An 11,963-nucleotide genomic window follows, 5' to 3' on the forward strand; every position below is an offset into this window, starting at 1 on the left:
GTTGATAATAAAGAGTTATCATTTATTAATCTCAATATAAAGGAGTTTTTCTCTATGATAAAAATCATACACAAGTTATTTTTTACTCTTATATCAACCATATGGATAGTAATCATATATGGAATAGATCAAAAATGGAACTTTCTGAACCAATCAATTTTTCTTACAGATGTTTGCTTAATTGCTATGCCTTTCATCTTGATTGCTTTTTGGATTATTATCACAAAGGCTGGCTGTTCTAGTGATAATGTATCTAATTGTGAAAACATTGATGAAGTAAATAATGACTTCCTTGCAAATTATCTTGGTTATTTTTTTATTGGCATTGGACTTGATAATTGTCATACATTAGTTTGTATATACATAATCGTATTTATATTTACATTCGCATCACAGACACAGTTTTTTAATCCAATGCTTTTACTAATTGGATACAAATACTATTACATTACAACCGATAAGGGAACAAAAATAATGATTATTTCGAGAAAAACATATCGAAACGCTAAAGAATTGCATAGTGAAAATCTTAAGCGACTTAGTGATACTGCTTTTATAGAATTCGGAGGAACAAAATGACGTGTTTAATCGTTAAAGTAAAGGACAGAAAAAGAACAGCGACCTACAAAAAAATGATTAGTGGAAAAGATATATACTCATTTCCATCTAATTTAGATGACGCAATTGAATATTCGCCATCGACATTACATGAAGAAAATGAATGGTATATGATTACTTCATTTTCAAAAACCACATTTTGTATTGAGCTTCTAAAAGAAGACTTCTCATCAGTTAATTATGAAAAGCTCAGCAAATCTGAAGTTGATTCTATTGATTATCTTTGCTCAATACAAGATGACATTTTCTATTTTCAAAATATAAGCAAAGCAAACTTAAAACCTCGTAGATTTATACATATAGGAGATGATTTTACTTATGAAGAAAACAGTAAAAGCATTAATATTAATGTGACTCCAGACGCAATATATCAGAAAAATAATGACACACTTTATTTTCAAAGCCTATCAAAATTAAAGAAAATATTTAAAGGTATAGAGGAACTATATCGTGAAGCAACGGATGAAGAAACAACTGAATTCCTCAATTCGTCATTTATTAATCTGACGAGTGGATACTCAACTTTAGAAGTTAAAACCGCAAATAGAAAACGTATTACAATGGCATTAGAGACACTTAAGAAATTTAATCCGAAAGAAAAGAAACAAATCGTTAAGTACATTTCTAAATACTGCAAGAATCTTAAAACAAATGAGGATAAAAACACATTTGACATAGGTTCGGAAAAAGAATTAAAAGAATTAATATACGGAATTGAACAACGATACTATACTACAGAAATCGGCAACGAAAAACGTTTGGCGAATTCTGTGATAAAACTATAATGATATTCATAAGTCCGCCCGTTGATACCTCACCGCCCTTTCAAAATTAATAACCCCATTTATCTTCCTGACCTCGTCAGTACACATAGCCCTAAGCTTCACCATCGTTTCATCATCAATATCATTGATCGCCGCAAGCATATGTGATACTGCACCAAGTTCGACAGCAACCTTAAATAAGGCACGGGACAGCCTCTGCTCCGTGCCTTTTACTATGCCCTCAGTTATTGCAGTGATCTGAGGAGCGGCATATTCCGCTGCCACACTGTCCTTGTTAAGCAGATACCCACAGTAAAAACGTATCGCCTTCTCTATAAACTCCGTCTTCGACTTGCAGTTGTCAGCCTCATAAAGCATATCAATTTTCTGCATCGTCTCTGGGAAAACATAAAGCGGAAATTTCACCTTGACATCATCACAAACGCCTGAACGTTCGCTATTTTCTGCTGATCTTCTGTTCTTTGACTCCATAAAAAACTCAACCTTCGCTTTCTGACTCCATTTTTCAGATCTCTCAAAACTCTCGCAAACACGGCGAGCTTTGCTCGTCCGTTGTGAGCATTTTGGCGGCTTTGACGCCAAAATTTTAACCTGCAATATATTAAATTTCCCTCAAACCCACCCGAAATCATCTGATCCCTGCCATTCTCAAACTTTGCAACAAAATGCCCCAAATTCGCCCCAGCTGCCTTTAGGGTAAAGTTACCCCACCCATGCTCTGAAAACGCCACACGAGGGCACACGGTGCGAACCGTGGCGAGTTACTGCTCGGACAGCTTTTCCGTTTCGGCAGGAGCAGTGATCTTCTGCTTTCTCGCAGGCTTTCTGTCCGACATCATATCAATAAAATCTCTCACATTCTGCGGAACGACCTTGCCGTAAAGCTGATCCACATACTTTTCAAGCTCCGCCGCAAGAGTTGTGTTTTTCTGCTCCAGATACATCTCTATCGCAGAGAGCTTTTTCTCGTTTACACTTACCGTAACTGATTTTTTCAACCTATCACACTCCAATAAAATTAATTTTCTGATGAGCTGTCCTCATTCAAACTTTCAATAGCGTCAGTCACCTCCTGCGGATAATCCACTCCCTCATAGGTACACCAGCTTGACCAACCGCCGTTTGAAACAAAGTCTTTTGTAATATATCCAACAGCCTCCGAACTGTAAATCATTTCATTATTGCCGATATAAATCCCGTGTTTACTGCCATCGAACAGTCCCACGCCTGCGACTTCCGGCATGGTATCAAGACCACCTTGTTCGGTATAAACCAATGTGCTGTAAGCAGAATCAAACACCTTTTCCATAGGATCGTAGTTTAGATACCCAAGCACAAGCCCTGCGTTATCCGCATAACGTATCCTGTCAGTTTCGCTTCTTTCACCAATAAAACCATTCATATATCCCCAGCCCGAGATGTAAGCATTATCAGCCCAAGCCGCAAGATCAGCACAGTTTTTCGTGCTTGTATCAGAAAACATAAACGCATTTATGGTGCTGTTCATCACAAAAGTGTATGTGCGAATAAACTCATCATAGTCAATATCCAAACTGTAAGTCGAGTTTATCGCCGCAATCAAATCGCTGTCATTCGGAGCATTAGCGAACAAATTTGCGTATGACTCAGCATTAAAATTCTGAACATCTTCAAAGTAAGACATATATATCAGCTGAGCCTTTATGGTCTGAACCTTGACACCCTTTTCGTCCATAGCGTTTGCAATGTCATTACCTGCTGATCGGATATCATCGAGCCTTTGCCTGCTTTCACTGTCAAGAGAGCTGTAAAAATCATCGGCATTAATGTGAAGTTCAGGCACTTGAGCTTCCTCGCCGACCTCCCCAAGAGAAGAAAGCATCACCGCAGGAGCACACAGCAAAAGGAGCAAACCCACCGCAGCACTAAGCACCACAGTCACAAGCTTGCCTCGCTTTTTTTCATCACCAAGAATATATACGGCTGCCTTTTTAAGAGCCGCCGCAACTGTCGCCGACATTACATCACCTTCCTCCCGCCGAACCAAACAGTGCCGCCTTGTAGGCAGGAGCAATGACCTGCAAAAGATACCTCTCATTACCACACCGATACAGACAAGTTCCTCTTTCAGGATACTTGATAAGACTGTACTCCGATTCCTCCAACTGTAGGGTATCAATAAATGCAGTCGGAGAGATATTACCGGGATTGAACAGAAAATGATGTGCCGGAATAGAAAACAGCGGCTTGGTGAACTCCTTTATCTCAGGCAGCAGAAAGTCCTCGATATTCTGACTTGCCAGAATAAACGAGGACTCTTTCTTACGCACACGTTTCATACCGTTACGAATATATTCTATCGCCGTCATATTAGTGAGGAATAAATACAGCTCATCAACTGCCGCAACAGTATTTCCGCACCCTAAAAGCTGATTGCTCATATACGACAGAATATTAAACAACAGAGTATCTTTCAGCCTTTTGTTCGTGTCCATAAGACCTTTCACTCCAAAACAGATAAACTCGCCGTTCTTGATGTTGGTGCATCCGTTGAAGTACTTCGACTCTGCTCCTTTGCACATACTGTGCAGTCCAAGACAGATGTTCTGTAACATTTCTTCGGTATAGAGATGTTTCTTCTCGTGATCGAATGCCATAAATTCCTTTTCTATGAGTTCGTATAGATCGCTCATAATCGGATAATCCTCGTTTTTCTGCGTACTGAAATCCGTGAAGTCATCAATACCGAATCTTGCGTACAGCTTCATCAGCATAATTTCTATCGTATCGACTTCGGCGTCACTAAAATCCTTGTACGCTCTGAAAAAGTCTTTCAAATAGCTGATGTGCTGACTTAAACGGGTTACTTTTCGGAATGTTTCAGGGCTGTCATCGGTTTCCTTTTCTTGATTTCCAAAGCGAGAATTTTCTGACCACGCTTTTGGCTCAAGCGGATTTATCATAAACTCACCCGACATCATATCAATGTAAGTGCCGCCAAGGTTATTGCACAGATCCTCATATTCGTGTTCAGGGTCTAAGCAAAGTATAGATTTGCCTGATTCACGCTGATTGCACAACAGCAGTTTCATAAGATAAGACTTGCCCTGACCGCTGTTGCCGAGTATAAGAATGTTGGAGTTTGTTTTGTCCTCAGTTCGCTTGTCAAAGTCAACAAGAATATTCGTGCCGTACTTATCTCTTCCAACATAAAAGCCGCTCTCATCGGTCTTGCCGCTGTAATTCAAGGGATAAAGATCAGCCACCGAGCTTGCAGGAAGAACACGTTCAAACTGACTTGCGAATACGTTATTGCCCGCAGGATGAACAGACAAGAATCCCTCTTTCTGCCGCAAAAGCAAACGGTCAACAGATATTTTGGAACGTGTCAGCTCCATTTGAACATCGGCCTGCAGTTCTTTCAGCTTATCCTCAGAGCTTGCTTTCAACTCAATAAACACAGCCGTATGCAGTAGCGGTTCTTTGTTTCTGCGTAGTTCGCTTATCAGCTCCACCACATCATTTATGTTATCCTGAGCCTTTATGCTCTCGTTCACATCATTTACAGTCGTCATCATATGATTTTTCCTCATTGCCTGCTGCACGATCTTTCGCTGTTCTGCGGCGGTAACAAGTCTGTCATATATCCTCAGCGTAACGCCGTTTCTGTCCGCAAGGTGAGCAAGTATAGCAGTTTCTTCTGTGCTCGGCGGATACTCAGTCACAGCCCAGACGCATCTGAAACTGTTTCCGCAGATGTAGTGATCTGTATAAAAGCGTATAATGCCCGGTGCAATGCGGTCAAAAAAGTTCTTTGTATCGATGACCTCAAGCTGTTCTTCTGACAGTTCTTTTTTCTTTTGCTTTCTACTTCTCATCTGTTTTTCCCTCCAAATCCAATTCCGTTTCTCCCTCAATATCAGGGATATCTTCTCCAGAAATACTTGTCCCGAAGTACAAAGCCAGCATACGCTTGATCTGAGGCTTAGTCATTCTCCTAGCCGCAAAACCGTGCTCCGATATTGCCTTATCCACACGATTCAGCGTACTGAATATCTGCTCGTCCTTTTCACGTCTGAAACGCACAGCAAACATAAACTGCCTCGCTGTTGACATCTCAATTTGTATCTCGTCAAGAAAATCATAGTCCGCTTTCAGCAGTTTTCTGACCGATTCGTTCTGCTCTTTTTCAAGCCTTTTCCTAAGATGATTTTTGTTGCTGTCAAAACACTCGCAGGAATCCAATGCCAGTATTTCTAGGTCAGGTATGGTACTCAATAACATCATAAGATGATGTATTTTGACGTCGATATTAGCTGCTGACAGCACGGAAATATTGGTAGGTTCTACACTGAAAAAAACGATCTCGACTTTGTCGGTCTTTACACCGAAACGAGTAAAGCGTTCAAGACAGATAAGACCCTGAACGCTGTTTTTGTTCTTTGTCATTTAAAATTTCCTCCATAAATACAATTGCTGCGAAGTCAGAAAAAACTTCACAGCGTTAAAAATATAGTCTATGATCGAAGTTTCGTCGACCCGAAGAGAGAGAAACGCAAAGCAGGCGGTCGCAGCAAAGGGCAGGACGTTCCAGAAGTTCACCAGAATCACAACCGACAGAATTATTCCGCCGCAGATTATGATAAAATCCCGAACGCTCCAGAACCACAGCTTTACGTTTGCTCTCAGGTTTTCGGGGTAGATGTAGGTTTTCATTTTTATCAAACCTCCTTTGGGGTATAAAAATACAGCCAAACTTTAGCTTGACTGTATTAGCAGTATCTTAAATATTTCATACCATTAAATTCATAGTCCGGATTCTTATTGAAGAAGATTTTTTCTTTGAAATTATCTTTTTCACAACAGACAATGTTGAAAACGAAAAACTGATAGTACCACTCACCCGTGTCATAATAGGTGTTTCTTTCATTAAAAACAATCCGTCCATATTGATCTTTTCTCAAAACAAAAGCAGTTTTATCAAATCCTCCATAAAAATGAACTTCGTACTGATTATCACCGATCGGTTTCACCCCTATCTTTTTACCAAAGGGAGAACGATTGAATTTTCCATCATACAGCTGACTTTCTGTAAACTGCCGACTTTTTGTACCTCTATTGTGCATCCCGTTAGTATCCTGATAAAAAAAAGCAGAATGAAACAATACATTTTGTTGTATTTCATCAGGATTGATTCTTACAGGATAGAACTTTATGGCATTTCTTGCTTGTGCAAAATTTGCATACCTGACGTTTTTTCTGTATTCAATTTCAATTTGCTGAACAAATAACATAGCGTACACCACTTTTTGTTTTGAAATAATAATGTCATTATATCATACGTTTAACGTAAAATCAAGCTTTTCCCTTGATCATATTCACCGCCTTAGCCCCCATAGAAACAGTATGACTAACACTCATCATATTGACTCTAACGCTGGTATCAAGCCCGTACATCTGAGCTATCCTCGGCACTTCGTTAGCCGACAGACATATCCCTACCGCAAGCAATGGGTGCTGAGTGTAAGTCAGAAGTCCGATATACAAGATCGTTGTCTGCAAGAAAGCCGTCAGGCAGGTTGCTATGACCTGCTTGCACCAGCTGTAAAATCCGTCTGTGTAGCCCCTCGGAACTCCGAACATATACAAGCTCCCCACAGCTATCTGGCATAACATTATGCCGCCACGCTTGATGTTTGCAAACACAACTTTCACCGTGCAGTAACCGAATAAGATCATAAAAAATAGACTGAACAGCGAAATATCTGAAGCAAGGGCAAATATGACCGCAAGTCCGGTGTCCGCCATCGTGTCGCTCGTTCCGGATATGAAATTTCCAAGCAGTTCAGTTGCAAAGGTACCCTGCATATTGACGCAGAATGAATAAAGCCTTTGCGGAACGACCGTCACAAGACTTGCTGCCATAAAACCTTTCAGTACATTTATGCAGGTGTTCTTGATGTTTGCCTGCCCCGATTCATAAGCGACAGCCGTATCGAACACAGCTACGATAAGTCCGCAGACAAAAAGCATCCACGCAAAACTGCCAAACAGTCCGACAAACACCTGTACCCAGGACAGAGCAAAAATATCCGTTGCAGTCTCATTAATAAATGTGAATAGTTCCGCTATCAGTCCATACACCTTATTGAAGATCCATTCAAACATAATATCCCAAATAGCGTCGCTTATCGCATCGGCGGCAGCACCAACTGTGTTGTCCCAGAGCGATGAGATACCGTCGCTTATCCAGTCAATGGCGTCTGAGATCCATTCAAACATCCGCACCACCTCCTGCCTTTGTTATCTCGCCCTTTACTCTGTAAAGCGAGCTGCGGCGTCCGCCTTGGATATGATAGCGAGGTATTCGTTCTAACAATCCACGGTTTTCAAGTTCTGTAAATGCACGATACACCGTGCTTTTGTGTATGCTCAGATCTTCTGCTATCCTTCGTACAGAGGGAAAACATTCTCCGTTTTTGTCCGCACGGTTTGCCAGATAGCAGTACACAGCCACCGCCTTGTGACTTAGTCCTAAGTCGTAGATCCTTCTTGGAAATATCAATATGCATCAGCTCCTTTACGTTTTAACAGTTGTCTTTTTCTTTGCCGTCAGCTCCTCATATTCTAACGTGATCTCTTTTTTCTTCTGCGGATATTTCACTTCAACGTCTTTTATCAGTTCATCACGCTCTTTGTATGAAACGGCACGGGCGGTCTTATCGGGAAGTTTGTATTCTTCTTCAAACTTGATACCCCATTTGAAGAACAGTTTTAGCTTGCTTATCATCGGGTGCGTTCCTGTTTTCATAACAATAAACTGTCCTTTCGGCATAGATTTCAGTTCGTCCACAGTCATAAGCGGTCTGCCTATCATCTGCAATGACTGAGATCTGTCCCTGCCGTTTGATACCGAACCGCTCAATACAGTCTGTTCGCCCAAAGCTTTTGAAAGCACCTCTGCACTTTGGCTGTTTGGTGCAAATCCGCCGAATACAGTAAGCTGAGTGTTGTCGGTGATTATCTCCATACCCTGTTTTCCGTAGTTCTGTTCAAGCTGTGCAAAGGACTGTATTATCGCCACAATGGATATTTTTCTTGAACGTCCTGCGGAGAACATAGATTCAGCGCCCTCTATCTTAGGAAAAGTTCCAAACTCGTCGCAGTAAAACATAACTCTGTTTTTAAGCTTGCCGCCGTTTTCGTCTGCAATGACTAATATCTCACGGTAAAGCTGCTGGATAAGCAGACTGACCATAAAGTACTTGCTTGTATCTTCTTCGGGAAGAACGATAAAGATAGCAGACTTTTCATTGCAGAACTTCTCAGCGTCTATCGCTGTTCCAAAGCACAGCATTTGTTCAAGTTCAGAATCAAGAAAACTGTTAAGCCTTGACAACGCTGTACTCATTACCGACAGCATAGACTGGTCAGATGCATTCAGAGCCGCTCCTGCAAGCCATTTTGCTTTGTGTTCGCTAGGAAGCTTGTCCATAAGCTTTGAAAAATACATTTTAGGTTTTGCTTTCGGGTCTGGCTGATACTTAGCAAGTAAGTCCTGAATAAGCTTGAAAACGGAAACGATATGCCGTTCATTTTTATCGCCAAACTCCGCTAAAAGCAGTATGACCGAGGCGAGCAGACCCTCAGCCGCATCGTAGAAAAAAGCGTTTTGTCCGTAGTTGTGGATGTCACCGTCGCCGATATTGATAATTGTTTTTGCTGTGATCTTAGCATATTTCTCAGCCTTTGCTTTCGCTGAAAGATTGTTTTTATCGGACAGATAAATATCCATATACTTGTTTACAAGGTGCAGGATATTGTTTTCGTCTGAGCGTGTAGGGTTACGCAGATCAAGCACAGAAACATTGTAGTCATAATACTTTTTGGCGATAGTTCCGTAGTTTCGTGCAACGTCGCCTTTTGTATCAGTTGAGATAAATGACATTCCCGAAGCACAGGCAAGCTCTATGTTCGGATACAAAAAGTATGCAGTCTTGCCGACTCCTGCCGCTCCTATCATAAGAGTATGAACATCTCCGTCATCCACAAGAGCTATGGTTTTCTTCCCTGAACCTCTGCAACCAACAACTGTGCCTTGTACAGTCGGCAGATTCTTACCCTGCCGCCAGAGTTCAGGCTCGAATGGCAGAGGGATAAAAGTTCTCTTTATCTCCGTTTTCGTCGCCCACCTTGCAGTTCCGTGCTGTCCGTTGCCGACCTTTTTCGCCTTAATTCCGTTAAGCGACTTGTTGTCAAGCAGATTTACAACTACTAAAAATGCAACAAAAATCACTGCAAGCACGCCTATTAAAATCATTTGTTTTTCATTCAATTTTTCACTTCCAATCATAGAATATTCTATCTTTTGTATTTAATAAGATAGTTAGTTTGTTATCTTCAAGGTATTGCGCTGTGAGGCGGAGGGTATAGCAATAGCCGCAAACGGCTATTGCTGCAAGTTTTTCTTTGAGGACAATGTCCTCAATTTTGCTTTACAAAACCAAAAAACTTGATCAGCTGAATTCCATACAAGGTTCGGGTTCTGAAACTATATCTTCTGATTCAATATTCTCTTGCATAGGAGCATTTAAAGTTTCCTCAACAGACAGTCTTACAGCGCTGTCGGCGAGCTGATACAGCAATTTTGCCGTATTTACCGACTGCTCACGGGTACGGGCGGTCTGTCGCAAGTCCTTTAGCACTGTCTGAACACACTCCTGCAAATTCCTCTGTTTCTGTGATTTTTTGCCCTTGTCGGTGTAAGGCTTGTAACTACCCTTGAGTTTGTGTTGGAGCCTTTCAAATGCTTTACATTCGCTGTTAATTCGCTCACTTTTGGGCATGAAAAATGCCGAGCCAGCCAGCGCATACTCAGCGAGATATTTGTATTGTTCGTTCTTGAAGGTGGCATAGATCTGAGACGTCAGCTTATCCGGACGGCATTTGAGATACTGCAAATTTTTCGACTGACGATGATATTCTTCTTTATGTTGGTTAGGGACAGCAGGAAGAGCATAAACGCCATTCTTTGCTTTTAGTACCTCGTTCCAATCTTTGTACGGAGGCGCAAGGCGTTTTACGTTTGAATATCCGTTCTCATTTAGAATATCCTTTAAACGGTCAACAGCCTCGATACCGCCCTCGTCATTATCAACGCAGAGAATGACTTCTGACAGGTTAGAATGGTTTTTTAAAGCCGTCAAAACAGCATTTTCATAAACTCCGTTCATAGCGATGTAGCTGTGTTTCTGCCAATCTTTCGGATAAAGCGTAAGAAAACTCAGCATATCTATGGGAGCTTCAAATACATAAAGTCGTTCATTTTCTCCGAAATGTGCAAAGCTGTAACGGGTATCAGAACCGCCGCAAGTGATACGAAACGTACCTCCAACGCTGTTTGTTGACCGCTTATGTGCCTGCTTAGGCTCGCCATTTTCATTAAGTCCGACAAATACTGCGTTGTGGTGGGTTTTATCCTCATAGAGGGTATGCTGTTTGGCAAAGTGTGTGATGATGTCAGCCGAGATAAACCGCTGTTTTATGAGGTAGGCGTATACCCTGTGCATATCGCTGTTCGGTTCTGGAAGTTTAAATTCTCTTGTTTTTTGCTCTTGTTTATCCGCTTTCGGTGGGCTGTTAGACAGCGGAGATATGCTCCGACCAAGCAGTTCCTGAACCGCAGTCTGAAAGTCCATACCATAAAACTCCTGCATAAACTTTATTGCTCCGCCGCCTGTCTGATTTTTATGGTCGAACCATTTTGATCCACGGATAGTTATACTGTCGTGCCTGCCGGAGCTGTCACAGTAAATGAGCTTATGCTCTCTGCCAACACGTTCAAGCTTTTCTCCTCGCATTCTGAGAAACTGCTCAAGGTCTACGCTGTTGGCAAGGACTTTTTGTTCGTCTGTAAATGGGATATATGGCACTTTATCACCGCCTTAATACTTGACATTCTCCGCAAACTTACTCATCAGCTGCGAAAAACTCTGCCTCTCCATCATATCCGAACTGAGAAAAGCACCCGACGCAACGGTCAGCTTGTTTTCACTAAGAACAGCATAGGTCTCAGTGTATCCAAACTGCGACGCCATTCCATCAGTTTTCTGGACTGACGCATAACGCTGATATTTTCCCTTTGATACAACGCTGCTTGTCATTCTGTAATCGGACACAAAATCGTCCGCTGTGATACCGTTCATCTGAGCAGCAGTCTGCCTGAAGTAATGATCCCCTAAATTTTCAAGGATATATTCCATATCGTAAGAAAGACCGCTTTTACTCAGATCAATACACATCACCTCAACAGAACCACCTCCGTTTGTGCCTTTAAGCGTTATCTTCTGCACACCATTTGAATCATCGATTTCATTATCAAAAGAACAGCCTTTCATAGCTTCCGCTACCAATTCACTTGTATCCACAAAGGATATATCGGAATCGAAAAATTCGGCAATAAAGGTGTCCGTCTTTATCTTTTCATCCTCTAAACTGCTTTCAGCCCCTGAAGAGGCAGCCGAGTCGTGTATGGACTCGGCTGTGGTTGTAGTAGTTGTTTCCGTAACAGCATTCTGGATC

At 41.6% G+C, this 11,963-nt stretch carries 14 protein-coding genes; 2 read left to right on the forward strand and 12 right to left on the reverse strand.

Going from position 1 to position 11,963, the window contains the following annotated elements; translation table 11 throughout:
- Positions 1-579 (forward strand): hypothetical protein (locus tag DW938_RS13170; RefSeq protein ID WP_118125362.1); only part of this gene is annotated, 579 nt, incomplete at its 5' end.
- Positions 576-1,403, forward strand: a complete 828-nt coding sequence (locus DW938_RS13175; RefSeq protein WP_118125364.1) for a hypothetical protein — start codon at positions 576-578, stop codon at positions 1,401-1,403. The genes DW938_RS13170 and DW938_RS13175, both read left to right, overlap by 4 nt.
- Positions 1,404-1,409: 6 nt before the next feature.
- On the opposite strand, the gene DW938_RS13180 is transcribed toward DW938_RS13175, so the two are convergent.
- The 12 genes from DW938_RS13180 to DW938_RS13235 form a co-directional block, all read right to left on the reverse strand.
- Complete coding sequence (locus DW938_RS13180; protein WP_051706975.1) at positions 1,410-1,874, reverse strand: hypothetical protein; 465 nt, start codon at positions 1,872-1,874, stop codon at positions 1,410-1,412.
- Between the two features lie 290 nt (positions 1,875-2,164).
- Positions 2,165-2,401: a DUF6103 family protein gene (locus tag DW938_RS13185; protein WP_041337565.1), complete on the reverse strand. Its 237-nt coding sequence runs from the start codon at positions 2,399-2,401 to the stop codon at positions 2,165-2,167.
- A 20-nt stretch (positions 2,402-2,421) separates the two neighbouring features.
- A complete protein-coding gene (locus DW938_RS13190) occupies positions 2,422-3,402 on the reverse strand; it encodes a hypothetical protein (RefSeq protein WP_117923520.1) in 981 nt (326 codons plus the stop codon).
- A 4-nt stretch (positions 3,403-3,406) separates the two neighbouring features.
- Positions 3,407-5,260 (reverse strand): DUF87 domain-containing protein, encoded by a 1,854-nt coding sequence (locus DW938_RS13195; protein WP_117923519.1) that lies wholly within the window; start codon positions 5,258-5,260, stop codon positions 3,407-3,409.
- Positions 5,250-5,831 (reverse strand): hypothetical protein, encoded by a 582-nt coding sequence (locus DW938_RS13200; RefSeq protein ID WP_118125366.1) that lies wholly within the window; start codon positions 5,829-5,831, stop codon positions 5,250-5,252. Before DW938_RS13200 ends, DW938_RS13195 begins: the two co-directional genes overlap by 11 nt.
- Positions 5,832-6,098 (reverse strand): hypothetical protein, encoded by a 267-nt coding sequence (locus tag DW938_RS13205; protein WP_041337568.1) that lies wholly within the window; start codon positions 6,096-6,098, stop codon positions 5,832-5,834. It abuts the gene before it with no gap.
- 56 nt (positions 6,099-6,154) lie between these two features.
- The gene (locus DW938_RS13210) at positions 6,155-6,676 is read right to left on the reverse strand and encodes a hypothetical protein (RefSeq protein WP_118125368.1); all 522 of its coding nucleotides are present in this window, start codon (positions 6,674-6,676) and stop codon (positions 6,155-6,157) included.
- Between the two features lie 61 nt (positions 6,677-6,737).
- On the reverse strand, positions 6,738-7,664 hold the full coding sequence (locus DW938_RS13215) for a conjugal transfer protein TrbL family protein (RefSeq protein ID WP_051706979.1): 927 nt from the start codon (positions 7,662-7,664) through the stop codon (positions 6,738-6,740).
- Entirely contained in the window at positions 7,657-7,947 is a 291-nt protein-coding gene (locus DW938_RS13220; protein WP_041337570.1) for a helix-turn-helix domain-containing protein, read from the reverse strand. Before DW938_RS13220 ends, DW938_RS13215 begins: the two co-directional genes overlap by 8 nt.
- A gap of 15 nt (positions 7,948-7,962) precedes the next feature.
- The gene (locus DW938_RS13225) at positions 7,963-9,717 is read right to left on the reverse strand and encodes a type IV secretory system conjugative DNA transfer family protein (protein WP_347517436.1); all 1,755 of its coding nucleotides are present in this window, start codon (positions 9,715-9,717) and stop codon (positions 7,963-7,965) included.
- 181 nt (positions 9,718-9,898) lie between these two features.
- Complete coding sequence (locus tag DW938_RS13230; protein WP_051706981.1) at positions 9,899-11,314, reverse strand: DUF3991 and toprim domain-containing protein; 1,416 nt, start codon at positions 11,312-11,314, stop codon at positions 9,899-9,901.
- A 12-nt stretch (positions 11,315-11,326) separates the two neighbouring features.
- Positions 11,327-11,963 (reverse strand): hypothetical protein (locus DW938_RS13235; RefSeq protein ID WP_207660714.1); only part of this gene is annotated, 637 nt, incomplete at its 5' end.

Origin of the sequence: Ruminococcus sp. AM43-6 (assembly GCF_003461785.1) — a bacterium.
GTDB lineage: Bacteria > Bacillota > Clostridia > Oscillospirales > Ruminococcaceae > Hominimerdicola > Hominimerdicola aceti.